Source organism: Phenylobacterium sp., from assembly GCF_030680185.1.
Lineage (GTDB): Bacteria > Pseudomonadota > Alphaproteobacteria > Caulobacterales > Caulobacteraceae > Phenylobacterium.
Genome location: NZ_JAUXVZ010000055.1, coordinates 126138 through 152522, shown reverse-complemented (window position 1 = coordinate 152522; position 26385 = coordinate 126138). Strand labels below are relative to the sequence as shown.

The 26385-nt window shown below is 68.0% G+C and carries 26 protein-coding genes; 11 read left to right on the top strand and 15 right to left on the bottom strand.

The annotated features are described in order from the left end of the window. The first annotated feature begins 3 nt into the window (after nt 1-3). The 4 genes from Q8L83_RS15175 to Q8L83_RS15160 are packed head-to-tail and all read left to right on the top strand — an operon-like array spanning nt 4 to nt 3775. Nucleotides 4-1659, top strand: coding sequence for a nitrite/sulfite reductase (locus Q8L83_RS15175; RefSeq protein ID WP_305288356.1), 1656 nt, complete (start codon nt 4-6; stop codon nt 1657-1659). After that, nucleotides 1643-2146 (top strand): DUF934 domain-containing protein, encoded by a 504-nt coding sequence (locus Q8L83_RS15170; RefSeq protein ID WP_305288354.1) that lies wholly within the window; start codon nt 1643-1645, stop codon nt 2144-2146. The genes Q8L83_RS15175 and Q8L83_RS15170 overlap by 17 nt, the downstream gene beginning before the upstream one ends. A gap of 2 nt (nt 2147-2148) precedes the next feature. Then, nucleotides 2149-2904 carry a phosphoadenylyl-sulfate reductase gene (locus tag Q8L83_RS15165; protein ID WP_305288352.1) on the top strand — a complete coding sequence of 252 codons (756 nt, stop codon included), beginning with the start codon at nt 2149-2151 and terminating at the stop codon, nt 2902-2904. 58 nt (nt 2905-2962) lie between these two features. Continuing rightward, nucleotides 2963-3775: a ferredoxin--NADP reductase gene (locus Q8L83_RS15160; protein ID WP_305288350.1), complete on the top strand. Its 813-nt coding sequence runs from the start codon at nt 2963-2965 to the stop codon at nt 3773-3775. Here Q8L83_RS15160 and Q8L83_RS15155 read toward each other — a convergent pair whose 3' ends face one another. Next, on the bottom strand, nt 3776-4327 hold the full coding sequence (locus Q8L83_RS15155) for an AAA family ATPase (RefSeq protein WP_305288348.1): 552 nt from the start codon (nt 4325-4327) through the stop codon (nt 3776-3778). 69 nt (nt 4328-4396) lie between these two features. Beyond that, nucleotides 4397-4879, bottom strand: a complete 483-nt coding sequence (locus Q8L83_RS15150) for a 3D domain-containing protein (protein WP_305288346.1) — start codon at nt 4877-4879, stop codon at nt 4397-4399. Nucleotides 4880-5047: 168 nt separating this feature from the next. Here Q8L83_RS15150 and Q8L83_RS15145 point away from each other — a divergent pair, with 168 nt between their 5' ends. The 4 genes from Q8L83_RS15145 (at nt 5048) to folD (ending at nt 8089) form a co-directional block, all read left to right on the top strand. After that, nucleotides 5048-5638 carry a glutathione S-transferase family protein gene (locus Q8L83_RS15145; RefSeq protein ID WP_305288344.1) on the top strand — a complete coding sequence of 197 codons (591 nt, stop codon included), beginning with the start codon at nt 5048-5050 and terminating at the stop codon, nt 5636-5638. Nucleotides 5639-5649: 11 nt separating this feature from the next. Next, nucleotides 5650-6663, top strand: coding sequence for a S1/P1 Nuclease (locus Q8L83_RS15140; protein ID WP_305288343.1), 1014 nt, complete (start codon nt 5650-5652; stop codon nt 6661-6663). A gap of 1 nt (nt 6664) precedes the next feature. Then, nucleotides 6665-7117 (top strand): NUDIX domain-containing protein, encoded by a 453-nt coding sequence (locus Q8L83_RS15135; protein WP_305288341.1) that lies wholly within the window; start codon nt 6665-6667, stop codon nt 7115-7117. A gap of 78 nt (nt 7118-7195) precedes the next feature. Further along, nucleotides 7196-8089: a bifunctional methylenetetrahydrofolate dehydrogenase/methenyltetrahydrofolate cyclohydrolase FolD gene (gene folD, locus Q8L83_RS15130; protein ID WP_305288339.1), complete on the top strand. Its 894-nt coding sequence runs from the start codon at nt 7196-7198 to the stop codon at nt 8087-8089. 18 nt (nt 8090-8107) lie between these two features. Here folD and Q8L83_RS15125 read toward each other — a convergent pair whose 3' ends face one another. Genes Q8L83_RS15125 through Q8L83_RS15110 form a run of 4 tightly spaced genes read right to left on the bottom strand, consistent with a single transcriptional unit; the run spans nt 8108 to nt 11569 of the window. Beyond that, on the bottom strand, nt 8108-8734 hold the full coding sequence (locus tag Q8L83_RS15125) for an ABC-type transport auxiliary lipoprotein family protein (RefSeq protein ID WP_305288337.1): 627 nt from the start codon (nt 8732-8734) through the stop codon (nt 8108-8110). Beyond that, on the bottom strand, nt 8731-9669 hold the full coding sequence (locus Q8L83_RS15120; RefSeq protein WP_305288335.1) for an MlaD family protein: 939 nt from the start codon (nt 9667-9669) through the stop codon (nt 8731-8733). The genes Q8L83_RS15125 and Q8L83_RS15120 overlap by 4 nt, the downstream gene beginning before the upstream one ends. 2 nt (nt 9670-9671) lie before the next feature. After that, nucleotides 9672-10487: an ABC transporter ATP-binding protein gene (locus Q8L83_RS15115; RefSeq protein ID WP_305288591.1), complete on the bottom strand. Its 816-nt coding sequence runs from the start codon at nt 10485-10487 to the stop codon at nt 9672-9674. 17 nt (nt 10488-10504) lie between these two features. After that, nucleotides 10505-11569: an MlaE family lipid ABC transporter permease subunit gene (locus tag Q8L83_RS15110; protein WP_370868404.1), complete on the bottom strand. Its 1065-nt coding sequence runs from the start codon at nt 11567-11569 to the stop codon at nt 10505-10507. A gap of 312 nt (nt 11570-11881) precedes the next feature. Here Q8L83_RS15110 and Q8L83_RS15105 point away from each other — a divergent pair, with 312 nt between their 5' ends. Next, nucleotides 11882-12247, top strand: a complete 366-nt coding sequence (locus Q8L83_RS15105) for a hypothetical protein (protein ID WP_305288333.1) — start codon at nt 11882-11884, stop codon at nt 12245-12247. A 40-nt stretch (nt 12248-12287) separates the two neighbouring features. Then, entirely contained in the window at nt 12288-12818 is a 531-nt protein-coding gene (locus Q8L83_RS15100; protein ID WP_305288332.1) for a YdcF family protein, read from the top strand. Here the strand turns inward: Q8L83_RS15100 and Q8L83_RS15095 are convergent. Further along, nucleotides 12798-13007 carry a hypothetical protein gene (locus tag Q8L83_RS15095; RefSeq protein WP_305288331.1) on the bottom strand — a complete coding sequence of 70 codons (210 nt, stop codon included), beginning with the start codon at nt 13005-13007 and terminating at the stop codon, nt 12798-12800. The two genes, Q8L83_RS15100 and Q8L83_RS15095, sit on opposite strands and share 21 nt — an antisense overlap. A 57-nt stretch (nt 13008-13064) precedes the next feature. Then, a complete protein-coding gene (locus Q8L83_RS15090) occupies nt 13065-14042 on the bottom strand; it encodes an alpha/beta hydrolase fold domain-containing protein (protein ID WP_305288329.1) in 978 nt (325 codons plus the stop codon). 140 nt (nt 14043-14182) lie between these two features. Here Q8L83_RS15090 and Q8L83_RS15085 point away from each other — a divergent pair, with 140 nt between their 5' ends. Further along, complete coding sequence (locus Q8L83_RS15085) at nt 14183-14989, top strand: helix-turn-helix domain-containing protein (protein ID WP_305288327.1); 807 nt, start codon at nt 14183-14185, stop codon at nt 14987-14989. On the opposite strand, the gene Q8L83_RS15080 is transcribed toward Q8L83_RS15085, so the two are convergent. The 7 genes from Q8L83_RS15080 to Q8L83_RS15050 form a co-directional block, all read right to left on the bottom strand. Beyond that, nucleotides 14968-15591 carry an FMN-binding negative transcriptional regulator gene (locus Q8L83_RS15080; RefSeq protein WP_305288325.1) on the bottom strand — a complete coding sequence of 208 codons (624 nt, stop codon included), beginning with the start codon at nt 15589-15591 and terminating at the stop codon, nt 14968-14970. The two genes, Q8L83_RS15085 and Q8L83_RS15080, sit on opposite strands and share 22 nt — an antisense overlap. After that, complete coding sequence (locus Q8L83_RS15075; RefSeq protein ID WP_305288324.1) at nt 15575-16999, bottom strand: amidase family protein; 1425 nt, start codon at nt 16997-16999, stop codon at nt 15575-15577. Before Q8L83_RS15075 ends, Q8L83_RS15080 begins: the two co-directional genes overlap by 17 nt. Next, entirely contained in the window at nt 16987-19146 is a 2160-nt protein-coding gene (locus Q8L83_RS15070; protein WP_305288322.1) for a S9 family peptidase, read from the bottom strand. Before Q8L83_RS15070 ends, Q8L83_RS15075 begins: the two co-directional genes overlap by 13 nt. 191 nt (nt 19147-19337) lie before the next feature. Then, complete coding sequence (locus Q8L83_RS15065) at nt 19338-21551, bottom strand: TonB-dependent receptor (protein WP_305288321.1); 2214 nt, start codon at nt 21549-21551, stop codon at nt 19338-19340. A 200-nt stretch (nt 21552-21751) separates the two neighbouring features. After that, entirely contained in the window at nt 21752-24754 is a 3003-nt protein-coding gene (locus Q8L83_RS15060; RefSeq protein ID WP_305288320.1) for a TonB-dependent receptor, read from the bottom strand. Between the two features lie 105 nt (nt 24755-24859). Next, on the bottom strand, nt 24860-25801 hold the full coding sequence (locus Q8L83_RS15055; protein WP_305288319.1) for a FecR domain-containing protein: 942 nt from the start codon (nt 25799-25801) through the stop codon (nt 24860-24862). After that, complete coding sequence (locus Q8L83_RS15050) at nt 25798-26352, bottom strand: RNA polymerase sigma factor (protein ID WP_305288318.1); 555 nt, start codon at nt 26350-26352, stop codon at nt 25798-25800. Before Q8L83_RS15050 ends, Q8L83_RS15055 begins: the two co-directional genes overlap by 4 nt. Nucleotides 26353-26385: the final 33 nt, after the last annotated feature.

Below are 26385 nucleotides of genomic sequence, written 5' to 3'. Positions count from 1 at the left end.
GGGATGTACCAGTACGACACCCTCGACAAAGAGATCGTCGCCGACCGCTCGCGCGAATTCCGCGAACAGGTGGGCCGCCGCCTGGCCGGCGAGCTGAGCGAAGACCAGTTCAAGCCCCTGCGCCTGATGAATGGCCTCTATCTGCAGCTGCACGCCTACATGCTGCGGATCGCCGTGCCCTATGGCTCGCTGAATTCCCGCCAGATGCGCAAGCTGGCCTATATCGGCCGCACCTATGACCGCGGCTATGGCCACTTCACCACCCGCCAGAACCTGCAGTTCCACTGGATCAAGCTGCGGGATACGCCCGACATCCTCGACCATCTGGCCGAGGTGGACATGCACGCCATCCAGACCAGCGGCAACTGCATCCGCAATGTGACGTCCGACCCCTATGCCGGCGCCACGGTCGAGGAGCTGGACGATCCGCGGGTCTGGTCCGAGGCGATCCGCCAGTGGTCGAGCCTGCACCCGGAATTCTCGTTCCTGCCGCGCAAGTTCAAGATCGCCATCACCGCGGCGCCCAAGGACCGCACGGCGGCCAAGGTCCACGATATCGGCCTGATGATCCGCCGCGGTCGCGACGGTCAGCTGGGCTTTGAGGTGATCGTCGGCGGCGGCCTGGGCCGCACCCCCTATGTCGGCCCGACCATCACCGAGTTCCTGCCGGCCAACCGGCTGTTCTCGTATCTGGAGGCGATCCTGCGGGTCTATAACCGCCACGGTCGCCGGGACAATCTCTACAAGGCCCGGATCAAGATCCTGGTGGCCGCCCTCGGCGCCGAGGAGTTCGCCCGCCAGGTGGCCGAGGAATGGGCCAAGATCGGCCCCGAGGGCGACCTGCCCGATACCGAGCTGGCCCGCATCCGCGGCGCCTTCGCCAAGACCGCGTTCGAAGCCCTGCCGGCGGTGTCGGAAACCTTCGAGGCGGCCAAGGCGGCCGATCCGGCCCTGGCGCGCTTTTCCCGCAACAATCTGCGGGAACACAAGAAGCCCGGCTACACCATCGTCGAGATCTCGCTGAAGACGGTGGGCGAAACCCCTGGCGATGCGACGTCGGACCAGATGGACGCGGTGGCCGACCTGGCCGAGCGCTATGGCCAGGACGACATCCGGGTGACGCACGAGCAGAACCTCGTCCTGCCCCACATCCGGCTGGATGACGTGCCCGAGGTGTTCGCCAGGCTGCAGGCCGTGGGCCTGGCCAGCGCCAATGTGAACCTGATCTCCGACATCATCGCCTGTCCGGGGCTGGACTACTGCGCCCTGGCCAACGCCCGGGCCATTCCCGTGGCCCAGCAGATCGCCCAGACCTTCGCCGACCAGGAGAAGGCCGAGGCCATCGGCGAGCTGAAGATCAAGATCAGCGGCTGCATCAACGCCTGTGGCCACCACCATGTGGGCCACATCGGCATCCTGGGCGTCGATAAGAAGGGCGAGGAGTTCTACCAGCTGACCCTGGGCGGCTCCGGCGCCGAAGACGCCTCGGTGGGCAAGATGCTCGGCCCGGCATTGCCTTACGACAAGGTGGCCGCCGCCATCGACACCCTGGTGGAGGTCTATCTGCGCGAACGTCAGGATGGCGAGCGCTTCCTCGACACCTATCGCCGGACCGGCGTCGAACCCTTCAAGGAGGCCGTCTATGCCGACGCTCATTAAGCTCGACGCGGGCCGGTTCGTCCTGGCCAACGACCCGTTCACCGCCGTTACGGACGATGAGGGCCTGCCGCTGGGCGACGTGATCATCTCGTTCACCCGCTTCCAGGCCGAGGGTGAGCGCCTGCTGGCTGAAGGCCGCGCCGTCGGCGTGCGACTGGAGCCGGACGAGGAGGTCGAGGCCCTGGCCTATGACCTGCCGCGGATCGCCGTGGTGGCCGTCGCCTTCCCCAAGTTCCGCGACGGGCGGGGCTTCACCTCGGCGCGGCTGCTGCGCGAGCGGCTGGACTATGCGGGCGAAATCCGCGCCGTGGGCGACGTGTTCCGTGAGCAGGCGGGCTTCATGGTCCGCTGCGGCTTCAACGCCTTCGAACCGTCTGACGGCTCAACCCCGGACATCTGGGCCCACGCCGTGAGCCGGCATCGCCACGTCTATCAACGCGCCGCCGACGCCCGGGCGCCGGCCTTCCTGGAGCGCGAAGGAGGGTGACCATGGCCTATGATCAGACCGATCGGCCATCGATCGCAGACCGGCTCGACGCCGAACTGCGCCACGCCGAACCGACCGCCATCATCGCCGCCGCCCACCGCGAGTTCGGCGACAAGCTGGCCATGGTCTCGTCCTTCGGGGCGGAATCGGCCGTGCTGCTGCATCTGGCCGCCCAGGTCAGCAAGGACATTCCGATCCTGTTCCTGGACACCGGCATGCTCTTTGGCCAGACGCTGGATTACAGGCGCAACCTGGCCGCTCGTCTGGGCCTGACCGACGTGCGCGACCTGCGTCCGCATTACCAGGATCTGGCCGTGGCCGATCCCGAGGCCAAGCTCTGGAAGACCGACGTGGACGGCTGTTGCCATATCCGCAAGGTCCTGCCGCTGGACCGGGCGCTTGGCGAATTCGACGCCTGGATCACGGGCCGCAAGCGCTTCCACGGGGGCGATCGCCTGTCGCTGCGGGTGGTCGAGGAGGCCGATCCGCACGTGAAGTTCAATCCCCTGGCCAACTGGGGCAAGGAAGACCTGGACGCCTATGTCCTGGCCCACGACCTGCCGCCCCACCCCCTGGTGGCGCAAGGGTTTCCCTCGATCGGTTGCTGGCCCTGCACCTCGCCGGTGGAAGACGGGCAGGATGTCCGCGCCGGTCGCTGGCAGGGTTCGCAAAAGAGCGAATGCGGCATACATGTCGCCCGCGCGCCTGGGATCACGACGGCCGCTGGCGGGTCGGCCAATGTCGGCGGCGACATCTGACCTGCGCCCAAATCTGATCGACGCCTGGAACAGGGCGTCTGAATAGAAAGACGACGTTATGACTGACGTGACCGTGGCCGCGCCGGCCCCGAAGAAGGCCGGGGCCTTCCATCTGGAGACCGTGACCTGGGTCCAGCATTGGACCGACAGCCTGTTCTCGTTCCGCACCACCCGCGATCCGTCCCTGCGGTTCTCCAGCGGCCAGTTCGTGATGGTCGGCCTGGAAGTCGACGGCAAGCCCCTGCTGCGAGCCTATTCCATCGCCAGCCCGGCCTGGCACGAGGAGCTGGAATTCTATTCCATCAAAGTGCCCGACGGCCCGCTGACCTCGCGCCTGCAGAAGATCCAGGTGGGCGATCAGGTGCTGATCGGCCGCAAGCCCACCGGCACCCTGGTGCTGGACGGCCTGAAGCCCGGCAAGCGCCTCTACATGCTCGGCACAGGGACCGGCCTTGCGCCCTGGCTGTCGCTCGCCCGCGATCCCGAGGTCTATGAGCGCTTCGACGAGGCCATCGTCACCCACACGGTTCGCAATGTGGCCGACCTGAACTATCGCGAGCTGTTCGAGGAAGACCTGGCCAAGGACGAGATCCTCTCCGAGGTGATCGGCGACAAGCTGCGCTACTATCCCACCGTGACGCGCGAGCCCTTCAAGACCGAGGGCCGGATCACCGACCTGATCGCCTCGGGCAAGCTGTTTGAAGATCTGGGCGTGCCGCCACTGGATCCCACCGTGGACCGGCTGATGCTCTGCGGCGGCCCCGGCGTGCTTGCCGATCTCAAGGCCATGCTCATCGAGCGCGGCTTCGAGGAAGGCTCCATCGCCAAGCCCGGCGACTTCGTGCTGGAAAAGGCCTTCGTCGAGACCTGATCAGGCGGCGGCGTCGAGCACGAAGCGGACGCGCTCTTCCACGCTGGAACGCGGCAGTTCGAGCAGGCGATAGCCGCGATCGACATAGACCTGGGTTACAGCGTCATAGGTTCTGACGGCCTCGGTCCAGTCCTGTTTGCGTTCGGCGTCCTGGGCGTAGATCTGTCGCCAGGGCGGGGCGGTGAACACCAGGTCGGCATATCGCGCCTGCTCGATCGCCTTCACCCCGGACGTCGGCGGGCTAAGGCCCTCCAGGGCCGCATAACCCATCAGGTCCGGTAGGCCACGGTCAAAGAAGGTGCGGCGCCGCGTCGCCGAGGCGGCGCGATACGCCGCCAGGTCTTTCTCGAACATGGCGCGCCAGTAGGCGTCCCGGTCAGCCCAGGGCAGGGCGGTGCCGCCGATGGCGCGTTGCTCACGGATGACCGCGCGACCCGCCTCGCCGATACAGATCTCCCCCTGGGCGCGGAGGGCGTCGATCAGGGCCGTCTTGCCGGCGCCAGGTCCGCCGGTGATCACGAACAGATGTGGATGGAACTCGGATGCAGGCATGCGTCTTCTCCTCGGGAACGGGCCGAAAGCGGTCGTCAGGAGGAGGAAGGCGGTCGGCCGGCGTCGGGCCTATTTGCCGGGAGGGCAGCCCTTGAACTCGCCGACCTTGGTGACGGTCAGTTCCGAGAGGTTCAGGGGCATCATCGGCTTCATGGAGGACCGTCCATGGCCGGTAAAGAGGTCGATCTTCTCACCCTTGATCGAACCGCCTACGTCGGAGGCGTACCAGTAGCCGTCGTGGACGCTGCCGTCGGGCATCGGCAGACCGACGGTCTCCTTGATGAACAGGACGGTGCGGCGGGGGATCAGCGCCTTGTCGATGGCTGCGGTCCGCATGGCGACGACCTTGCAGCCCAGGGAGTCCAGCGCGCCGACGCCGGCGGCGCCCGCATGATAGAGGGTGGCCCGCATCCGATAGGCGGGCGTGCCCGGGAGCCCCCCGGTCATCGCGCCTACGATCAGATCGCCGATCGGGTCGCTGGTCGCGGCCTGGGAACTGGAAGCCAGAGCCAGGAAGGGTAGGGCCGCCAGGGCGGCGAGGCGGCGTCGCATGGCGGCGTCATCCTGCGTCGTTAAGTCGGTGGCCAGTGGGTAGCTGGCAAAGCCTGGCCTCGCAACCCGTTCAATTGAGGTCTTCCCGTGGCGCCCGGAGTCAAACGGGCTTGGCGCCTGCACTAGGTCAGATATCAGCAGTCTGGCGAGCAGTCAGGGAGGCGAGCGATGAGCCTTAGAATCTATGGGGATTCCATCTCGGGCAATTGCCTGAAGGTGAAGTGGACAGCCGAGCGGCTGGGTCTCGACTATGAATGGATCGAGATCGACCTGCTGAAGGGCGAAACGCGCACGCCGCAATTCCTGGCGCTAAATCCCGCGGGCCAGGTTCCGGTGGTGATTCTGTCCGATGGCCGGCCGCTGGCCCAGTCCAACGCGATCATCCTGCATCTGGCCGAAGGCTCGGACCTGATCCCGTCCGACGCCTATGCCCGCGCCCAGATGCTGGAATGGATGTTCTGGGAGCAATACAGCCACGAGCCCTATGTGGCGGTGGCCCGGTTCCGGGTCCGCTATGAGGGCATGGCCGTCGAAAGCCTCGAGTCGCGGCTGGTGGAGCGGGGCGCCGCGGCCCTGCAGCGGTTGGAAGACGCCCTGGCGGCGTCGCCGTTTCTGGTGGGCGATAAGCTCAGTCTCGCCGATGTCACCCTGGTCGCCTATACCCGGCTGGCAGGCGAGGGCGGCTTCGACCTTTCGCGCTATCCTAAGGTTCAGGCCTGGATCGCGCGGGTGGAGGCGGCCCTGCCGATCAACGGTTAGGAGTCGCCTTGATGCGGATCGCGATCTTTCCCCTCGTCCTGACGGCCCTGGCCGTCATGGCCCCCAGCCACGTCCTGGCCTGGGGCGGGCACGGCCATCGCATCATCGGGGTGGCGGCCATGGAGGCCCTGCCTGAGGAGATTCCCGCCTTCCTGCGCGATCCGACGGCCATCAGCCAGATCGGGGAGCTCAGCCGCGAGCCGGATCGCTCCAAGGGCGCGGGCAAGATCCACGACTCCAACCGTGACGCGGCGCATTTCGTCGACATTGACGACGCGGGTCTGGTGATGGGCGGTCCGAAGTTCGAATCCCCCCTGCCGGCCACCCGGGCCGACTACGAGAAGCTGCTTCAGGCTGCCGGGACCGACAGCTGGAAGGCCGGCTACCTGCAGTATTCCATTGTCGATCAGTATCAGCAGCTGACCCTGGACTTCGCCTATTGGCGGGTGCTGGTGGCCGCCGAGGCCCGCGAAACCGATCCGGGCCGCCGGGCCTGGTATGCCACCGATCGCGCCCTGCGGGAGGGCCTGCTCAAGATGACGATCGGCTCGCTGTCGCACTATGTGGCCGACGGCGCCCAGCCCCTGCACACCACCGTTCACTACAATGGCTGGGGCGACTACCCGAACCCCAAGGGCTACACCAAGGCGCGGATCCATGGCGTGTTCGAGGGCGAGTTCACCCGGGCCCATGTGGCTCTGGCCGATCTCAAGGGAGCCATGACCCCGCTTCGCCTCTGCGCGTGTGCGATCGAGCAACGCACCGTGGATTACATCCTGACCGGCTTCGCCGAGGTGGAGCCGTTCTACGCCCTGGAAAAGGCCGGGGCGTTTACGCCTGAAGACCCTAGGGGCGTGGCCTTCGTCCTTACCCGCACCAGCGCCGGCGCCTCGGAGCTGCGCGATCTGGTCGTCGAGGCCTGGCGCGACAGCGCCGACTCCCAGGTCGGCTGGCGCCCGGTCAAGGTGGCCGATGTGGTGTCCGGGGCGGTCGATCCGTTCGACGCGCTCTATTCCATCGACTGATATGACTAGCATCCCTCAGTTCGGCGTTCCCGAACCCGGCCGCGCCTATCCTGATCGGCCGGTGGCCTTTGGGGTCGGCGTGCGCGACGGCCTGGTGGCCCTGGTTCGGGTGGAGCCCGCCGACGGTCCCGTCCGCATCGACCTGCCCGGCGGCGGGATCGATCCGGGCGAGAGCGCCGAGGTCGCCGTGGCCCGCGAATTCGTTGAAGAGAGCGGGCTGGAGGTCGCAGCCAGTTTCCTGCTGACGCGGGCCGACCACTATTTCGTCAATGGCGCGGCGGAGGCCTACAATACCCGCGGCCTCTTCTTCGCCGTGGACGTCCTGGCCGAGCGCCCAGAGCGGAAGATCGAGGACGACCACACCCTCTTCTGGCGCACACCGGCCGAAGCCCTGACCCTGCTCAGCCGCGACAGCCACGCCTGGGCCCTGGCCTGCTGGCTGCGCCGCGGCTGAAGGGCGCAAGCTCGCGCCGTTGCGCGCCGCGCCGCCAGGGGCTAGGTGGCGGGCCACAGCCTCACCTCAGGAGTCGTCATGTCCCAGGCCCAGATCATCGACGGCAAGATCTATTCCGAACGCGTCCGCGCCGAGGTGGCGCAGGAGGTCGCGCGCCTGCGCCGGGACCATGAGGTCCAGCCAGGCCTGGCGGTGATCGTGGTCGGCGATGATCCGGCCAGCCAGGTCTATGTGAAGTCCAAGGGCGAGCAGTCCCTGGCCGCCGGCATGCACTCGGTCACCCACCGGCTGCCGGCTGATGCGCATATCGATGAACTGCTGCTGCTGATCGCCGGGCTCAACGAGGATTCGCGCATCCACGGCATCCTGCTGCAGCTGCCGCTACCGAGCCACCTGGACCAGCGCGCCGCCCTGGCCGCAATCAGCCCTGACAAGGACGTGGACGGGCTGCACGTGGTCAATGCCGGCCGCCTGGCCAATGGCGAGCCGGCGCTTACCCCCTGCACGCCGCTCGGCTGCATGATCATGCTGCGCGAGACCCTGGGCGATCTGACCGGCAAGTCCGCCGTGGTCGTCGGCCGCTCGGTCCTGGTGGGCCGCCCGGTGGCGCAACTGCTTCTGCAGGCCGACTGCACGGTGACCATCGCTCATTCCCGCACCAGGGGCTTGGCGGAGGTGTGTCGTCAGGCCGACATCATCGTCGCCGCCGTAGGGCGACCCCAGATGATCCGCGGTGACTGGATCAAGGCCGGCGCAGCGGTGATCGACGTCGGGATCAACCGCGTGTCCTTCGACAATCCGGAAAAGGCCGCGGCGGGAAAGACCAAGCTGGTGGGCGACGTGGCCTTCAAGGAGGCCCGCGAGGTGGCCGGCTGGATTACGCCGGTGCCGGGCGGCGTCGGCCTGATGACCGTCGCCTGCCTGCTGCAGAACACGGTCACCGCCGCCAAGCGTCAGCACGGCATCGACTAGAAGATCGCGGCGCTGGCGCTAGCCTTGCGGCGCGCCAGTCCGGTTGGACCAGTCGACTAGCTGGGTCAGCACCTGGCCGGTTCCCTCGTCGAAGGCTGCGACGATGGCGCCGACGCGGTTGTCGGTGGCGCGGACTTCGGCCTCGAACACCTCCTCGTCGATCAGCGCGCGATCGCCGCGATTGACCAGGGTCGCGCGCAGGCGGACGACCACCAGAGGGGCCGCGCCCTGGCCGCGGTCATAGACCACCTCGAACCGGCGGACATCGAGCCGAAGGACGCTCTCGGCCGTCCGCATTTCGCCGCGGGTGACCAATCGGGCCGGGCCAGTGTTGGCGTCGAAGGCGCGCTCGACCGCCTCGTCGAACAGATTGGTGGCCGGGGCGACCCAGCGGGCGCTGGCGATATAGGCCACCTCGTCACCGGTGACGGTGAGGATACGGTCGCCGCTCGCCGCCCGAACGAACCCGGTGCTGGGCAGGACCAGGCCAAAGGTGGGGGCAGAGGGCGCGGCCGTGGCGGCCGGGTCGATTGCGGCGTCCAGGCGGTAGAGCTGCGAGGGCTCGGCGTCCGGCAGAAGCGAGACGCAGGCCGACAGGGCGAGGGCTACGGCCGTAAGGCCGAGGGCGCGAAGGGCGGCGATCATGGGTTCACCTCGATTTCCTTGGCCGGCCCCTTGCCGACGACGCCGCGGGGATTGGAGCTGACCTCATTGGTCAGGCGCGACAGCGACTCCGCGGCTTCCTGCAGGGTCTCGGCGGCCCGGGTGACCTGAGGCAGGCCATAGGTGGCGAAATCGGCCGTGGGGCCTTCCAGTCCGGCCAGGATCTTGCGCAGGTCGGCCGCGGCGGCCTCGGTCTCGGCGGCCGCGTCGCTCAGGCTGGACATGGCCGCCCGGCCGTCTGTGTCGACGATGTTGCGGGTGGAGGCGGCCAGGGCGCGCGCCTCCTCGGCGGCCTCGCCGATATTCTGCAGGGCCACCTGCGCGTCGGCGATGATGGCCTTGCGCTCGCGCAGTTCGGCGGTCACGGCCTGGGCGTCGGAAATGGCGGCGCCCAGGGTCAGGATATTCTCGTCCGACAGCACGCGGTTCACCCGGTCCAGCGCCTCGACGGTGCGCGACAGCACCGTGCCGCCGCCTTCGAGCAGGTCGGCCAGGGTGCTGCGCTGGCTCTGGATGACCGGCACCCGACCTTCGGGCGAGGCCTCCTTGAGCAGGGGCCGCGTGGAGGTGCCCGCGGTGATCTGCACATAGTTCAGGCCGGTGATCCCCTGGGGCTCCAGGGTGGCGAAGGAGTCCACGCGGATGGGCACGTCGGAGTTCACCCGGACCCGGGAAATGACGCGGCTGGGATTGGTCCGGTCCAGCGAGATGTCGGTCACTTCGCCGACCTTGATGCCGTTGAAGTGCACCTCGCCGCCCTCCGTCAGACCGCGGACTGGGCCCTGGAACAGGATGTCGTAGACGTCATAGTCCCGGGCGAAGGCGACGCGGGCCAGCCAGATGCTGAAGATCACCAGGCCGACGAACAGGATCAGGGTGGAGAGGCCCACCAGGGCGTAGTTGGCGTTCTTCTCCATGATCAGGCCTCTCTCGCCTGGACGCGGGCCTTGGCGGCGGCGCGTCCGCGCGGACCCAGGAAGTACTCCTGGATCCAGGGGTGGTCGGAGGTCTCCAGCTCCGTCACCGGGGCCTGGACGATCACCTTCTTGTCGGCGACCACGGCGACGCGGTCGGTGATCGCATAAAGGCTGTCGAGGTCGTGGGTGATCATGAAGACCGTAAGGTGAAGGCTGTCGGAAAGGTCGCGGATCAGTTCGTCGAAGGCGCCGGCGCCGATGGGGTCAAGGCCGGCCGTAGGCTCGTCCAGAAAGAGCAGGTCCGGGTCGAGCGCAAGGGCCCGAGCCAGGGCCGCCCGCTTGCGCATGCCGCCGGACAGTTCGGCCGGCTTCAAGGCGCCGGCGTCGGGCCGCAGGCCGACCAGGGCGATCTTGAGATCGGCCAGTTCTTCCATCTCGCGGGTGGACAGGCGGGTGTGTTCGCGCATGGGCGCCTCGACGTTCTCGCGCACAGTCAGGTTGGAAAAGAGCGCGCCGTGCTGGAAGAGAACGCCCCAGCGGCGTTCCAGTCCCGCGGTTTCACGCGCCTTGTCCACATCCTGGCCGAAAACCTTGACCGTGCCGCCCTCGGGCGACTTGAGGCCGATGATGGTGTTCAGCAGCACCGACTTGCCAGATCCCGATCCGCCGACCACGGCGACGATCTCGCCCCGACGCACATTCAGGTCGAGGCCGTCATGCACCACATGGTCGCCGAACTGTGAGCGCAGGCCCGCGACCTCGATCACATAGTCGTTCGTCGAGTCCTTGGCCGGCTCGAACGCGGGCTCGGGGGCCATGGGCTGGTCGAGGTCCGTCAAATGTCCAGCTCCATATAGAGCAGGGCGAAGGCGGCATCGATCATGATGATGGCGAAGATGGCGTGCACCACCGCGGCCGTCACCCGCCGGCCCAGGGATTCCACATCGCCGCCGACCTCCAGGCCCTGGCGGCAGCCGATCCCGGCGATGACGATGGCCATGATCGGCGCCTTCGAAAGGCCGACCCAGAAATGGGTGGGGCCGACATATTCCAGAATGCGCTGGAAGAAGAAGTTGGGGCCGATGTCCAGCACGCTCCAGGTGACGGCCAGACCGCCACAGAGCCCTGCCAGGGTGGCGACGAAGGTCAGCAGCGGGATGGTCACCAGCAAGGCCATGAACCGGGGGAAGACCAGCGCCTCGAACGGATCGACGCCCATCACCTTCATGGCGTCGACCTCCTGGTTCATCTTCATCGAGCCGATCTCGGCGGCGAAGGATGAGGCCGATCGGCCGGCCAGGAGGATGGCCGTGATCAGGATGTTGAACTCCCGCAGCACCGCCACGCCGATTAGCTCGACGGCGAAGACCTGGGCCCCGAACTCGCGCAGCATGTTGGCCCCAAGAAGACCCACCACGGCGCCGATGAAGAACGAGGTCACCGCGACGATCGGAATGGCGTCCAGGCCGGCGCGCTCGGCGAGGGAAAAGACCGAGGCCCAGCGGATGCGCAGCGGGTTGGCGACGCTCTTGGCCAGCACGATCAACAGGTGGCCGGCGAAGACCAGGGTGTCGAAGGCGTCGTATCCGGTGCCGACCACGCCCTTGCCCAGCCGGACGGTCATCTCATGCCAGCCGCGGGGTTCGCGCTTGGGCTCCCCGCGCTTGGCGGCGGCCTCGGCCACCAGTTCGATCAGTCGCTGATTCTCGGGGCGGGCCTCGACCCTGTCAGGGTCCAGCACGCCGCCGGCGGCGCGGATCAGGGCGAAGGCGCCGGCGGTGTCGAGCTTCCCGACCGCCGTCAGGTCGAAGTGGGCGGCGGGTTCACGCTTCAGCGCGGCGACCAGGCGTCGCCCCTCACGACCCAACGCGTTAAGCGTCCAGTCGCCCGTAAGGCGCACGGCGCGGTCGGCGCCATCGCCCGTCAGCTCGAATGCGGCTGGGGTTTCGTCCGAGGTCGAAACGCTACTGATGGCGCTGCTCCGAAAGACCAGATGGCTGAATCGCCGCTGGGGATGAACCTAGCAGAGCCGGGTCATGGTTCGAACGCCTTATGGCGGAGGTTGTTCCGTCCACAGGCCGCCGCACAAATTTCGATAGCTTGACCATGGATCGCGTCTCGCTTTCGCCCGATTTGACCGTGTAGAGAGGGCCTGCCTGTGGGGTTGTCTGCGGGCCAGATTGAAATGCGTATCAAGGCTGGGAGCGTTGTGTTGGCCCGCCAACTCGATTTCGTCGGCAAGTCCGGCACGACCTATCGTTACACCGCGCTGGAGGATGACCGCATCCCCCCGACCGCGGGCGCGAACTATGTGATCGCCGAATTGAACGCCGGCGGCGAGGCGCGGGTGCTCTATGCCGGTGAAACCGAGAACGTCATGGGCTCGGACCTGGCCGCTCGCCTGGAAGAAGTCCGCGAGCGTTGGCGCGACGCCGAGCTGCTTCTGCGGCTGAACGTCCGCCGCGCGGTGCGACAGGCCGAGCAGGACGACCTGATCGCGGGCCTGCTGCCGCCCCTGAACGATGCGCCGCCTGCGCAGGCGGAGCCGCAACAGGACGACCGGTCGCCCGAGGCGTGATTCATTGGCGGCCGCGGCCGCCGTCGGGCAATCTTCGCCCATGGACGCCGCTATCGTCATACTCGGCGCCGCCGTATGGCCAGGGGGCCGGGCCAGTCCCGCCCTGGCGCGCCGCGTCGGCTATGGGCTGGCCGCGGCGCGGGCCAGGCCCGACTGCCTGATCTTCTGCTCCGGCGGCCTTGGTCGGCATGGACCTTCTGAAGCCCGGGTGATGGCCGATCTCCTGCAGGCCTCCGGAGTCGACCCAGCCCGCCTGGTTCTGGACGAACGCAGCCGTGACACCCTTGAGAACGTCATCGCCGCCCTGGGCTTTCTGCGCGCACGGGGGATTGGCCGCCTCATCATCTGCACCGACACCTATCATGCGCCAAGGGTGGCGATGATGTTCGCCCTGCTGGGCGTGAGGACACAGCCTGGTCCCATCGAGACCGGCCGGGACCGTGTCCGGCGTCTTGAATGGTGGCGGATGAGCGCCCGGGAAGTTCTGGCCTATCCCTATGATTTCATGGTCGTTCTGGCCCGACGGCGGGAAATTCTCGCCCGTACGGGCTCAGTGGGCGAGGCCGCCTGAGCCGGACTCGCCGGAGCCGGATTCATCTGAGCCGTCCTCAGGCTCCGGATCCGGCGGTCCCTCGGCGGCGTACTGGGCCAGCACCCCGTGCAGGCCCAGCAGAGCGTCCTGCGGTATCACCGCATGCAGCCAGACCTCGTAGCGCCCATCGGCCAGGGGGCGGTACTTCAGTTCTGGGGGCTTGCTCATGGGATTGGTCCGAATCGGCTTGAAGGCGTCGATCCGACCTTAGACCACCCCGAGCCTTCAGGGCGCCGGGGCCAGGGTGGCCGCCAGCCAGTCGGCGCCGTCCTGCAGGGCGCGGTCGGCCAGGGCGCTGATCGAGACCGCCTCCAGAAAGCTGTGCGAGGCGCCCTGATAGACCTCGGCCCGAACCTCGACGCCTGCCGCGGCGAGGCGATCGGCCAGGGCCAGGCTCTGACCTGTCAGGACATCGCAGGACGGGATGGTCAGGAACACCGGCGGCAGGCCGGCCAGATCGGCCCGGGCGGGGGTGGCCAGAGGATTGGTCCGCTCCTGCGGGTCGGTGAGGTAGGCCGCCCAATAGACGTCCATTTCCTCAGGCGTCAGCATATAGCCCTCGCCGCCGAAGCGGGCGCGGTGCTCGGCGTCGATCTCGGTGTCGAAGGCGCCATAGTGGAGCATCAGGGCTTTGAGAATGTGGCCCTCGCCTGCGTCCCGCAGGGCCACGGCGCTGGCCAGGGACATGTTGCCGCCGACGGAGTCGCCGCCCATGGCCAGCCGTGACACATCGCCGGCCTCGCCCACGCCGCCGCCGCCGGCCCAGCGTACGGCGGCCATGCATTGCTCCAGCGCCAGCGGGAACTTGGCTTCCGGCGAGAGGGCGTAGTCGACCCCGACCACCACCGCCCCGGCGCGGGCGGCATATTCGCGCATGAGCCGGTCGTGGGTCTCCAGGCTGAACAGCATCCAGCCGCCCCCATGGACATAGATCAGGATCGGCTTGCCCCGTCCGGGAGAGGGATCGTGGATGCGCAGACGAACCGGCCCGTGGGGCGAGGGGGCGTGCGCCTCGGTCGTGCGGTGCATGGCCGGACCCCCGGCGCGCCACGGCGTCCGCACCTGCTCGGCCACCTGCCGGGCTTCAACCGGCGTGAGCGCGCGCCCCCCCGCATGGCGGGCATGCGCCTCGCCGGTGCGGGCGATGAAATCGCGTACCGCGTCGTCCAGGTCGGCGCCGCCCAGCCCCTGCATCCCGCTCATGATTTTCCTGACGACTGAAGGGGCGCCTGGGCGCCTGAGGGTTGATCACGTCGCCCGTTCGACAGGCGTTTCGGCTCGATAGCAGGGCGCATGGTGGCTCGCCGTCGACCATTGGCCCGCGATCGTCTAGTATGGGCCATATGGAGCGGAGCACACGCGGCGACGACTATCAGCACGTCCCCCGGCCCGTGGCCGTGCTGGTCGACGAGTATCCGCCGCACTTCATGGACCCGCCCCACAGCCATGAGCGGGCGCAGCTGCTCTATGCCAGCGCCGGCGTGATGTCCGTGATGACCGACGACACCAGCTTCACCATCCCGCCGCAGCGCGCGGTGTGGATGCCGGCCGGCGTGCGCCATCAGGCCCTGTGCCGGGGACACGTCTCGTTGCGCACCCTCTATGTGGAGCCCGGCGCCGATGCGCGCCTGCCGGACAGATGCCAGGTGCTGAAGGTCAGCAACCTGCTGCGGGAGCTGATCCTGGAGGCGTCCGACCTGCCGGTGGAATACGCCCTCGATGGACGCGAGGCGCGCATCATGCAGTTGATCCTCGACGAGATCGCGGTGGCGGTCGAGCATCCGGTCCAGGCCCTGCAGGTGCCGATGCCCAAGGACGAGCGGCTGCTGCGGGCCTGTCGCCTGGTCATGGACAGCCCAGGCGATGAGGCCGATCTGGACCATTTCGCCGACCTGTCCGGCATGGGGCGGCGAACCTTCACCCGCGCCTTCCGCCGCGAAACCGGCATCACGTTCAGCGAGTGGCGCCAACAGGTGCGACTGGCCCACGCCTTGTCGCTGCTTTCCCTGGGCGGGGCGGTCACGACGGTGGCTTTCGACGTGGGCTACAACAGCCCCAGCGCCTTCACCGCCATGTTCCAGCGTGCGTTCGGCGTGGCGCCCAGCCACTATTTCGAGGCCGCGATCGATCATTCGCGCGCGGCGGCGTAGACGTCCATAAGGCGCGCCAGGTCCTGCGGACCCTGTTGCTGCAGGGCGGCCATGATGTCGGCGAAGACGTCGTCCCGCTCGTCCTGGCCAAGCTTGAACACCACCCGCCGGGCGCGGATTTCGGCGCGGAAGCCGACAACCCCGCGGGCCAGTCCCTCATATCGCGGGCCCATGTCGTCCGTGCGCCAGGCCGCCGGCCGGCCGTCCTCCATGGCCTCGATCAGGTCGTCCAGGACCGCGCGCGTGGCCTCCGGGCCTTCCTCGAAGACGATATCGCCGGCGAAGGCGGCGCAGGCATAGTTCCAGGTCGGCGCCTGGGTCCGGTCCGCCATCCAGGAGGGCGATACATAGCCGTGCGGCCCCATGAACAGCATCAGAGCCTGAGGATCGGCTCTCAACCGCGCCACCTGGGGATTGGATCTGGCGAAGTGCCCCGCGAGCGCGGTGAGCCGGCCTTCTGCGTCAAGCCGCGGTCGCAGGGGCAGGGGCGTGGCCGAAAAGCCCTGGCCCGCGCTCACCACCCAGGCCAGCGGATGGGCTGTGACCAAGGCCACGATGTCGGCCTCGGACTGGGCGGCGTACTTCTCAGGCGGCTTGTCCATGAGCGCCTCCGTTGACCGAGATCGGCGGCCAGCGATGTTTCCAGGGGGCGGCCGCCTCCAGTTCGAAGGCCAAGGCGAGCAGCAGGTCTTCCTGGCCCCGGTCGGCGGCGAACATCAGCCCCAGCGGCAGGCCAGCTTCGTCCCAGGCCAGCGGCAGAGTCACGGCCGGTGTGCCGGCCATGTTCTGCAGCGGGGTGTAGCCGCACCAGCCGAACATCTTCGCCATCAGCTCATCGGGCGCAGTGTCGGGCGCCATCTCACCGATCAGGGGCGGCGGCGCCGACAAGGTCGGGGTCAGCAGAACGTCGAAGTCCCCGAAGAAGGCGGCCAGTTGGCGGGGCAGGGCGGCGATCTGCGCGTAGGCGGCTTCCAGGTCGACATGGCTGAGGCCCGCGGCGATCTCGCCCAGGGCCCTTGTCCAGGGCTCCAGCGCCACGGCGGGGTCCTGGCCCGCGGCGATGATGGCGTCGACGCAATCGGCGCCGATGTGGCTCCACAGAACCTGTTCGGCCCGCAGGGCGGCGGGGCCCTCGATGGCGGGCCAGGCGGGGCGCACCTCGTGGCCCAGGCGTGCGCAGAGATTGACCGTGTCCTCCAGCGCCCTGGTCAGGCTCTCGTGAGGCTCATCCCCGGCCAGGGTGCGGCTGGCATAGGCGATCTTCAGCCGCCGCCGGCTGGGCCCGGTGACCGCCGCAGCCGAGTCCGGTCTGGCCAGGGCGAAGCCGGCGGCCACGTCGCGGACGCTGCGGGCCATCAGGCTGTCGCCGACCAGCAGATCCTCGATCACATGGCGGCTCCGCACCCGCACCGTGGTCCCGCGCCCCGGCTTCAGGCCCGGCAGACCGCAGGCCGAGGACGGGATGCGGATCGAGCCTGCGCCGTCGCTGCCGTGGGCCAGAGGAACCAGTCCGGCCGCCACCGCGGCCCCGGCCCCGCCGCTGGAGCCCCCGGGGGAGTGGGAAGGCGACCAGGGATTGCGGGTCACGGGGCCGATGAGGGGTTCGGTGACAGGCAGCAGGCCGAACTCCGGCATGGCCGACTTGCCGACGGGAACCAGGCCCGCGGCGTCCAATCGCCGGACATAGGGATAGGCGACCTCGCGCGCGGCGGCGCTCCGGCTGGCCGAGCCCGCCAGGCTCGGCAGGCCTGGATAGTCCAGGGAATCCTTCAGCAGATAGGGGACCCCAGACAGCGGTCCCTCGGGCAGGGGCGCAGCTGCGCGCTGCCGTGCCTGGTCGAAGGCCGGCCAGCTCACCGAGAGAAGCTGGGGATCAAGCGCCTCGATGCGGATGATCGCGGCTTCGGCCAGCTCCGCGGCCGTGGCCTCGCCCCCGGCCACGAGAGCCGCCTGATCGTGGGCGTCCAGGCGCCCGAGGGCGAACGCGTCGCCCCGTCTTACGCTGACCATACCAGGCTCTGCTCGGCGAAGGCCCAGAAGCGGCCCATTTGTCGGAACTGGGATGACAGACCGCCGGCCGCCTGATGGCCGGCCTCCATGTCCGTCAGGAAGAGGATCGGCCCGCCGCCGGTGGCCTGCTCGCGGATCTCGGCGACCCACTTGGCCGGCTCCCAATAGCTGACCCGCGGATCGCGCACGCCTGCGGTGGCCAGGATGGGCGGATAGGCCTGCGGCCGCACGTTCTCATAGGGTGAGATCGAGGCGATGTAGTCATAGGCTTCCGGGTCGGCCAGGGGATCGCCCCAGTCGGGCCGGAAGGCCGGCACCAGCGGGTGGTCGGCGTCGCTCATGGTGTTCAGCATGTCGACGAACGGCACCTGGGCGATCACGCCGCCCCAGAGGTCCGGGCGCATATTGGCCACCGCGCCCATCAGCAGGCCGCCGGCCGACAGGCCATAGGCCACCACGCGCTTGGGCCGGGTATAGCCCTGGTCGATCAGGTGCTCGGCGCAGGCGATGAAGTCGGTGAAGGTGTTGGCCTTCTGGAAGCGGCGCCCGTCGAGGAACCACTGGCGGCCCTTTTCCGAACCGCCCCGCACATGGGCGATGGCGTAGATGAAGCCCTGTTCCACCAGCGCCAGCACAGGCACGGAGAACTTGGCCTCGGTTGAGGCGCCATAGGAGCCATAGGCGAAGAGCAGGAGGGGCGAACGGCCGTCCAACACGGCGCCCTTGCGCATCAGGACTGTGACGGGAATCTGCTCGCCATCGCTGGCCGGGGCGAACAGGCTGCGGACTTCATAGTCCTCAGGATTGTAGCCTGCGCCGATCTGGCGGGCCTTCACCAGGGTCTGCTGGCCGCTCGTCAGATCGTAATCGACCCAGCGCGGCGGCGTGCGCGGCGACTGCCAGCTCAGACGCAGGATGGCCGTGTCATAGGCCTGCTGCGGCTCCAGGGTCACCAGATAGGCGGCTTCATCAAAGGCCACCTGCGCCTCGTCGCCGCCGCCTTGCGGAAGGGCGATGACTTCCAGCCGGCCGTTGCGGCGTTGGCGGCGCACCAGATGGTCGCGCAGCGGCCGGATCTCCAGGATGTGCCGGCCCGGCTCGTGGGCGATCCATTCCCGCCAGTGCGCGCGGCCGGGCTGGTCGAGGGGCGCGGTCATCAGCTTGCCGTCGATCGCGCCGTCGGCGTCGGTCAGGATCACGAGCTGGCCGTTCCACTCCTGGACCTGATAGTGGAGGCCCGGCTGCCGAGGCTCCACCAGGATGGGCTCGGCGGTCGGTTCCGCCGCCGGGATCAGGCGGGCCTCGTCGACGTCAGGACCCAGGATCTGGATGGTGACGAAGGCGCCCGACGCCATCCGCGACAGAGCCATGAACAGGGCCGGATCGCGCTCCTCATAGACCAGTTCGTCGCTGTCGCCGCGGGCCGGGCGGCGGAAGATCTTTGCGGGGCGGCCCAGGGGATCGCGCCAGATCCAGAACACCCACTGCGAGCACGACGAGACCACCAGGCCTTCCCAGCCAAAACCCTCGGCCTGCGGCGTGGCGCGGATCTCGCCGGTGGCCAGGTCGCGGATGCAGATCCGGTGGCGGTCGCCCCCTTCGACATCCTCGGCCCAGACGAACAGGCTGTGGTCGGGGCTGTGGGCCGCCGCCGTGGTGCGGAAATAGGCGTGGCCCGCGGCGCGGGCCTGCTCGTCCAGCAGGATCTGTTCCTCGCCGCCGCCGACCGGGCGACGGGCATGGACGGGATGATCCTCGCCGGGGCGCACATAGGCGTAGTAGGCCCACGGACCATCGGGAACGGGGGGCTGAGACTCGTCGCCTTCGGCCAGGGCCATCATGCGCTGGGCATAGGCGTCCTGCCGGCCTTGCGTCGGCGCCAGCAGGGCGTTGGCGTAGCGGTTCTCCGCCTCCAGGTGGGCGCGGATTTCCGGCGACATCAGGCTGCTGTCGCGGGAGACCTCGGCCCAATTGGGATCACGCAGCCAGGCATAGGGGTCATTCCGAACGCGACCCAGTTGCTCGATCCGCAACGGCCTGCGGGGCGGACGGGGCGGGGCGATGGCGCCCCGGCCTTCCTCAGCCCAGGAAAAGCAGGGCGCCAGGGCCAGGCTCGCCGTCGAAAGCAACAAGGTCCGTCGGTTCATATGCTTAGCTCCGTCTTCGGCCTCAGCCTCAGAGTACGGTCCGAAATTGTCTCCCGGATCGTGCTGGCGACTCCGTGGATTAGCCCATCGCCTCCGCTGAATCCGCGGGGATTCAGCGGAGGAAATCGCTAGAGCGCGTTCCGACAAGTGGGACCCGGTTATCGGGACGAAACACGCTCAAGACCTGGAGTTTAGAGCGACCAGTTCAGGGTCACCCCGAAGGTGCGCGGCCGGATCAGACCCTGGCTGAGACCGTTGGCCTCGGGAAGGGTGCGCGTCACGCCCCGCTCATCGCCCAGGTTCGAACCGAACAGCGTGACCGAGGTGGCCCCCAGGTTCGCCCGCAGGCGGAGATCGATCACGTTGAAGTCCCCCTGGGTGTTGGGGGTGATCCCGGGGACGGCCGAGTTCAGGTCGCTGATCCCCGACGAGACATAACGATGCGACAGGGTGAGGGTCGGATCGTATGCGGCCTCGAACCGATAGGAGGCGGTATTGGTGATCGACCAGTCCGACGAGCCCGGCAGTTGCGAGCCCTCGGGCGCGGTGCCGTACCACAGGATGAAGAGGGGCTCGTCGAGACGGGCCTCCATATAGGTGACGCTCGACTGCAGATCGAACTGCGGGGTCGGGCTGAAGGTGACCGAAGTCTCGAGGCCCTTGATCGTCGCAGCGCCGCCATTGGCCGCATAGTTGAAGTTGTCGAGGGTCAGGAGCCGCAGCTGGATGTCCGACCAGTCCACATAGAAGGCCGTGGCGTCGAGGAGCACCTTGCCGCCAGCCAGGTTCGAGCGGACGCCGATCTCGTAGTTCTTCAGGCTGTCGCTCTCGGAGCCCGCCGGCACCGGGAAGGCGCTGAGGCCCTGGGTGTTGGGTGTGCCGAAGCGGAAGCCCTCGGAGTAGAGGCCATAGACCATCAGGTCTTCGTTGGGCGTGTAGGTCAGGGAGACCTTGGGCGAGAAGCCGTCCTGCTCATCGGAGTCGGTCGGCGAGACGTTCAGGCCGCCCGGGAAGGTCGAGAAGCCCACCTGGCTGGAGGTGGAGTCGGTCTCGGTCTTGAACAGGCGCCCGCCGGCAGTGAGCTTCAGTTCCGGCGTGAAGTTGAAGCTGGCCTCGCCGAACAGGGCCATCTCCTTGGCCTTCAGGTCGGTGAAGAAGGCGTTGAAGATGCGGCCGTCCGGCGCGATCACAGAGCCCGTTCCCGGGCCGAAGAGCGGAGAGGCGTTGAACGCCGCCGTCGCGCCGTCGGCGCCCAGCTGCTCGTAGAGGTTCTTCTCGCTCTCGAAGTACATGGCGCCGACCAGCCACTCGAAGCGGCCTTCGGTGTTGGACGCTAGGCGGACTTCCAGGCTCTCGCCCGTCGATTCGCCGCCGCTTTCGATGAACAGGGGCGAGGTCAGGTTGAGGCCGAGATCGGCGTTATAGGCGGCGCGATAGGGCGTGAAGTCGAAGGCGTAGTCCTGCGACTTCTCCTGATAGGCGCCGATGGCGGTCAGGGTGGCGAAGCCGAAGTCGTGGTCGACCCGCAGGCTGTGCAGGGTGACGTCGGTCTCGTTGGTCTCGGCGAAGGCGCTGGAGCGGGCCAGGTCGCCAAAGGCCGGATTGCGGTAGGGCGCGTCGTCGGCCTCGGTCTTCTGATAGAGGCTCAGCCAGGACACTTCGGTGGCGTCGGTCGGCGTCCAGACCAGGGACAGGCGGCCGCCGCCGATGGTGATGTCGCTGGAGCCGTCCTTGCCGATGCCGACATTGTCGAGATAGCCGGGATCGTTGCGATAGGTGGCCACGGCGCGCAGGGCGAGCTTGTCCTGCACCAGCGGGATGTTGACCATCCCCTTGATCGCCCCGCCGACATCGGCGTTTTTCGTCTGGCTGAGGGTGGTCTCGATGGCCGCGTCATAGGCGCTGGCGTCGGCCTTGCGGGCCACATAGTTGACCGCCCCTCCCATGGAGGCCGAGCCGAACAGCGACCCCTGGGGACCGCGCAGAATTTCCACATGATCGACGTCGAAGGCGTCGATGTCCGGGATCACGATGGTCCAGCCTGGCTCGGTCAGCGGGACTTCATTGATGTAGTAGCCGGTGGTGCCCTGGCCCTGGACGTTGCCGGAATTGGTGGCCACCCCGCGGATGACCACGTGGGAGGTGCCCGGCTGGAACTGGTTGAAGGTCACGCCCGGCGTGCGGGCGATGTAGTCGGCATAGCTCTGGGCGCCGATGGCTTCGAGCTGGGCGCCGCTGACGGCGCTGACCGATCCGGAGATGTCCCGGACGCTGACTTCGCGCTTGGTGGCGGTGACGATGATTTCTTCGAGCAGCGTGCCGCTGGCCTGGGCCGCGGCGGGTCCGGCGATCAGGCTCGCGGCGCCGACCAGCAGCAGGCCGCGGAACGACTTGAGACGTGTCATGACAATCCCCCTTGTTTGGTTGTCCCAACTCGCGCCGGACCTAGATCCGGTCACAGGCAAGGAGGCTATGACGCTCCTGTGACGCTGGCCCTCCGGCCGGGGTCATTTACTAGCGCGTGCGGGCCAGGGGGCGGAGAAGCGACGACCGGCGGACAGGGCCCGCCGGTCGATAGGTCAAGGCGATAAGGGGCGGGTGAGGGCTAGAAGACGTAGCTGACGCCCAGGGTGAAGGTTCGCCCGCTGGTGGTGTAGGAGGTCGGACGCTGGGCCTCCAGATCGGTGTACTGGTCGATGGGCTCGTCGGTGATGTTGATGCCCTCGAACACCAGCTTCAGGGCCGGGCTCACATTGTAGTGGGCGGCGACATCCACATTGTGGGTGTCGTGATAGCCGGAGCCGACATTGCCGTTGCCGCCGATGCCGTCGCGGTAGCCGTCCCGATAGGCGCTGGACACCCGCGCGCCCCACCGCTCGGTCTCATAGTAGAGGGTGGCGTTGGTCGTCCATTTCGAGAGGTTGGCCAGGGACATCTTGTAGACGACGCCATCCACCGTGGCGTCGGTCTCCCCCTCGGCATAGGTCACGTTGCCGATGAAGCCCAGCTTGTCGAAGGGCGCCGGCAGGAAGTCCAGGTCTCGCTGGATGGCGAACTCCGCCCCCTTGATCGTCGCGCCGTCGCCATTCACCGGCCGGCTGAAGGAGTAGATGGTGTTGGCGTCCTGGCCAGGCCCCTGCAGGGAGAGCGGATAGCCGATCGTGCCGTAGGGGACCGAGGCGGTTTCGGCGGTGATGAACGAGTCCATGGACTTATAGAAGACGCCCAGAGCGACATAGCCGCTGGCGCCCATATAGTACTCCACCGACGCCTCGACGGAATCGGCGAGGAACGGCTTCAGATTGGGGTTGCCGGCGTTCACGCTGCCGCCAAAGGGCGTGAAGCTGACCGAGCCCGCCGCCCGCAGGTCGCCCAGGCTCGGACGGCTGATATTGCGGTTGACCCCTAGCCGCGCCACGAGGTCCGGCGTCACATCCACGACGATGTTGGCCGCCGGCAGGAAGCCGTCATAGGAGGTCTCGATCACGGCGGGGACCAGACCGGCATTGGTGTTGACCGAGCCGGCGGAGGTCAGGTCGGTCGAATAGTAGCGAACCCCTGCATTGGCCCGCACCGGGAAGTCGCCAACCACGGTGTCCAGGTCGTACTGCACATAGGCCGAGGTGGTCTTTTCGCTGATCTGGAAGTTGGTGCCCGGCTGGTCGTTGGCCGAGGTCAGGTCGCGGAGCTGTCCGGTGCGGTCATAGGTGGCGTCGACGTCGGCGACCACATAGGGCGCGATGGAGTCATAGGACATGACCTCCAGCACCGGCGCCGGCGGGTTCGGCCGGTTGTACCAGTCCACCCGCTGGAAGCGCTGCCACCCCTCATTGGCGAAATCCTTGTGCTGGACGCCGACCTTCAGGGTCGAGTGGGGGGCGAAGCGCCAGGCGGCGTCCACCATGGCCGTGGTGTATTCGCTGAGGATATAGTCTTCCCGGGCGTCGGCCCGCATCAGGCTCCACTGGCTCGGATCGGTGACGTCAAAGCCATAGGTGTTTGTGGCCGGGCTGCCATTGCGGAAGTCGTAGCTGAAGGCCTTGTTGTTGGCTTGGATGAACACCTTGTCGAAGACAGGGCCTTCGAATTCTGAGCGGGCATGGCCCAGCAGGGCGGTGAAGCTCAGATTGTCCGTGGCCTGGAACGAGGCGTTGTAGACCGCCTGGGTGAAGGTGGTCTCGTCGTTGGAGTGCTTGGCCTCGTTCCGCATGTCGACCCCGCTCCAGTCGGCATAGACGATGCTGTCGCCGCGGATTTCCACCGCATTCAGGCGCTGCGTGCCGGTGACATTGCCGGTCAGGGCGTTGACCCCAGCCGGCGCCAGAGCGAATTCATCGCGTTCGTTGCTCAGCGTGCCGTAGAGCAGGTCGAGGCTCATCTCGATCCGGTCGGTCGGCCGCCATTGCAGGGCGCCGGTCAGGCCCAGCCGCTCGCGATGGGCGAACCAGGTGGAATAGCTCGGCGCCTGGGGCGCTGACAGCCGGTTCATGCCGGTTGCAGTGGACAGGCGCGCGGCGTCGGCGGCCGAGACGCCCGGCCCGATATTGGCGGCGTTGACGTTGATCTTGGTCCAGTTCCAGCTGCGATAGCCGTACTCGTTCACGTCGTTTTCGGAATAGGCGACCGAGAACAGCGCGCCGAACTCGCCGATCGACGAATCCCAGCGGTTGGAGATCAGGCCGACCACGCGGGGCGTCACATCCTCGGTGTTCGAGTTCTTCTGCGCCTTGGCGCCCAGCACGCCGCGGAAGCCTTGATAGTCGAAAGGGCGGGCGGTGGTCAGGCCGACCGTACCGCCGATGCCGCCTTCGTCCTGCTCGGCGGCATAGGACTTCTCGACCGTGACGCGGTTGAACAGCTCGGAGGCGAAGAGGCTGTAGTCGAAGCTGCGGGTGCGGCTGACCGATCCGCGGTTGTCAAAGCCCGACGAGGTGTTGCCGAGCACCTCCATCCCGTTCAACTGGGCGCGGGTGAAGTCAGGCCCCAGGCCCCGCAGGGCGATCTGGCGGCCCTCGCCGGCGTCGCGGGTGATGGCCACGCCGGGCACCCGCTGCAGGGCCTCGGCCAGGTTCAGGTCGGGAAAGGCGGCGATATCGTCAGCGACGATGGAGTCCTGCGCGCCCACCGCCATGCGCTTGATGTCGCGGGCCTGCATCAGGCTGCCGCGAAATCCCATCACCACCAGATCGGCCACGGTGTTGGCCTCGGCCGATGGGCTTATCGGCGTCGCGGCGGCGCCGAGGGCGGGCGCGGCCGAGGTCGAGCGGACCGGCGTAGCGGCAGGGGTCGCGTTCGGCTGGATCAGGACGGCGCCGCCGGAGATCCGGGCGGTGACGCCGGCGCCGGCCGTCAGCCGGCTCAGAGCCTGCTCAGGCGTGAAGCGGCCGTTCACCGGCTGGCTTTTGCGGCCTCGCAGGTCCTCGGGCCGGGCGGCGACCTGCAGGCCGGTGGCGCGGGAGAAGTCGCTGAGCGCCTCGGCCATGGCCTTTGCCGGGATGGCGAACTCCACCTGCGCGGCGTCCGCGGCGCTGGCGACCGTCGGCATGGCGAAGATGGCGGCCGCGGCCAGGGCGAACACCGAGGCGTGGCGGGTCAGTGCTAACTTCATGATCAAGATATCCCCCAGGATTGGACCGTGCTGGCCCGTCCATGGGAGAGATGTCTGGCCGCGCCCGACCCCGACACTTTTTTATGTGAAGTATCGTTGACGGAATTATTGCGGTTCGGAGTCGGAAATCACTATTCGTCCGCCCACCTCTGTAATCCTGACGCCATAGGCGGCGGCCATGACGCTCATCACCTTGTCCGGCTCAGAAATCTGAAAGCGGCCCGAGATGCGCCGTTCGCCTAGCTGGGGGTTAGCCAGGGTGATGGGCCGTTCGGAGAAGCGATCCAGCTTTTCCACCAGTTCGGCCAGGGACGCGTCCGAAGCGTCGAACCAGCCTCCCATCCAGTCGGGCCCGTCCAGGGGGTCGAATGGCGTCGCGACCAGCAGCAGTCCATTGTCGACGCTGGCCCGCTCGCCGCGGCCAAGCTCTTCCGAAGGGCCCCCTCGGGCGCGGAAGCTCACCGCCCCGCGATAGACCGACAGCTCCACCCGTCCTGAGGCCAGCCGATCCACATTGAAGGCCGTGCCCAGAACCTGCACCCGAGCCTCGTCCGTCTGGACCTCGAACGGTCGGCCGTCCTTGTTGACATCGAAAAAGGCCTCGCCCTGGTCCAGGACCACCGTGCGACCCAGGAGCCCTTGGCGGATGTGAACGCGCGCCGCGCCGCTGAGATGGGCGGTGGACCCGTCGGCCAGTTGAAGCCGCCGCATCTCACCCCGACCCGTCTCAAAGGTCTGGAACTGGAAGATCGGGGCGAAAATCACCGCCATCATCGCCGAGGCCAGGGCCAGGCCGACAGGCGCGCCGATCCGCATGAATCCGCGCCACCTGCGGCGGGGACGGGCCGCCACGGCGGCGGCCGCCTCGACCAGGGCCTCGGAACGCCAAAGCGCGGCCAGGTCGGCATAGGCCTCGCGATGGGCGGGGCTCTTGGCCATCCAGGCTTCGAAGTCGGCCAGGGCGCGGGGTTCGGCGGCGCCGACGCGGCTGGACCATTCCACCCAGGCGGCGGCCTCTTGGAGAATATCGGTCGTGGTCGAGGTCAAGACAGCCGGCTCCCGTCCCGGCGGCGCGTTCTGAACGCCTTGTTGAGGTCGATCATGCCGCGGGTGACATGTTTCTCGACCGCCTTGGGGCTGAGCCCCATCTCGCGGGCGATGGCCGCACAGCTCTGTTGCCGGACCCGGCGGCGGATGATGATTTCCCGACGCAGCGGGGGCATGCGCTCCAGGGCGGCGGCCAGGGCGCGAACGGCCTCGCGTCCCTCGACCACCTGGTCGGGCCAGGGCTGAGCGCTGGCGAGGTCGTCGGTCAACTCATCCTCGCCCCGACGACGCTCCCGGCGCAGGTGCTCGTTGACCAGGTTGGCGGCGATGCGGAGCGCCAGGGCGTAGAGGTTGTCGATCGTGTTGGCGCGGCCATAGTCGATCACCCGCAGCAGGGTTTCCTGGGCGATGTCGTCGGCCAGGTCGGCGCGGCCCAGGCGTCGTCGCGCGAACCGGCGCACAACCTCACGAACCGCCTCCCACTGCGCGCGGCTCTCATGCGTATCGTAGGCCACGCGCGAGAACTCCGGCGGCGGATTCGCCGTCTCCATAGAGGGTCTCTGTGAAGGTTCGATGGCGCTGCG

Bases quoted from the DNA above. Each gene is read 5' to 3' on its own strand.
- Q8L83_RS15175 (WP_305288356.1), top strand. From the start codon at position 4: ATGTACCAGTACGACACCCTCGACAAAGAGATCGTCGCCGACCGCTCG.
- Q8L83_RS15050 (WP_305288318.1), bottom strand. From the start codon at position 26,352: ATGGAGACGGCGAATCCGCCGCCGGAGTTCTCGCGCGTGGCCTACGAT.
- Q8L83_RS15150 (WP_305288346.1), bottom strand. From the start codon at position 4,879: ATGCGACGCCGCCTCGCCGCCCTGGCGGCCCTACCCTTCCTGGCTCTG.
- Q8L83_RS15145 (WP_305288344.1), top strand. From the start codon at position 5,048: ATGAGCCTTAGAATCTATGGGGATTCCATCTCGGGCAATTGCCTGAAG.
- Q8L83_RS15090 (WP_305288329.1), bottom strand. From the start codon at position 14,042: ATGAGCGGGATGCAGGGGCTGGGCGGCGCCGACCTGGACGACGCGGTA.
- Q8L83_RS15085 (WP_305288327.1), top strand. From the start codon at position 14,183: ATGGAGCGGAGCACACGCGGCGACGACTATCAGCACGTCCCCCGGCCC.
- Q8L83_RS15080 (WP_305288325.1), bottom strand. From the start codon at position 15,591: ATGGACAAGCCGCCTGAGAAGTACGCCGCCCAGTCCGAGGCCGACATC.
- Q8L83_RS15100 (WP_305288332.1), top strand. From the start codon at position 12,288: ATGGACGCCGCTATCGTCATACTCGGCGCCGCCGTATGGCCAGGGGGC.
- Q8L83_RS15070 (WP_305288322.1), bottom strand. From the start codon at position 19,146: ATGAACCGACGGACCTTGTTGCTTTCGACGGCGAGCCTGGCCCTGGCG.
- Q8L83_RS15095 (WP_305288331.1), bottom strand. From the start codon at position 13,007: ATGAGCAAGCCCCCAGAACTGAAGTACCGCCCCCTGGCCGATGGGCGC.
- Q8L83_RS15160 (WP_305288350.1), top strand. From the start codon at position 2,963: ATGACTGACGTGACCGTGGCCGCGCCGGCCCCGAAGAAGGCCGGGGCC.
- Q8L83_RS15060 (WP_305288320.1), bottom strand. From the start codon at position 24,754: ATGAAGTTAGCACTGACCCGCCACGCCTCGGTGTTCGCCCTGGCCGCG.
- Q8L83_RS15155 (WP_305288348.1), bottom strand. From the start codon at position 4,327: ATGCCTGCATCCGAGTTCCATCCACATCTGTTCGTGATCACCGGCGGA.
- Q8L83_RS15125 (WP_305288337.1), bottom strand. From the start codon at position 8,734: ATGATCGCCGCCCTTCGCGCCCTCGGCCTTACGGCCGTAGCCCTCGCC.
- Q8L83_RS15075 (WP_305288324.1), bottom strand. From the start codon at position 16,999: ATGGTCAGCGTAAGACGGGGCGACGCGTTCGCCCTCGGGCGCCTGGAC.
- Q8L83_RS15115 (WP_305288591.1), bottom strand. From the start codon at position 10,487: ATGGCCCCCGAGCCCGCGTTCGAGCCGGCCAAGGACTCGACGAACGAC.
- Q8L83_RS15065 (WP_305288321.1), bottom strand. From the start codon at position 21,551: ATGACACGTCTCAAGTCGTTCCGCGGCCTGCTGCTGGTCGGCGCCGCG.
- Q8L83_RS15135 (WP_305288341.1), top strand. From the start codon at position 6,665: ATGACTAGCATCCCTCAGTTCGGCGTTCCCGAACCCGGCCGCGCCTAT.
- Q8L83_RS15170 (WP_305288354.1), top strand. From the start codon at position 1,643: ATGCCGACGCTCATTAAGCTCGACGCGGGCCGGTTCGTCCTGGCCAAC.
- Q8L83_RS15120 (WP_305288335.1), bottom strand. From the start codon at position 9,669: ATGGAGAAGAACGCCAACTACGCCCTGGTGGGCCTCTCCACCCTGATC.
- Q8L83_RS15165 (WP_305288352.1), top strand. From the start codon at position 2,149: ATGGCCTATGATCAGACCGATCGGCCATCGATCGCAGACCGGCTCGAC.
- Q8L83_RS15140 (WP_305288343.1), top strand. From the start codon at position 5,650: ATGCGGATCGCGATCTTTCCCCTCGTCCTGACGGCCCTGGCCGTCATG.
- folD (WP_305288339.1), top strand. From the start codon at position 7,196: ATGTCCCAGGCCCAGATCATCGACGGCAAGATCTATTCCGAACGCGTC.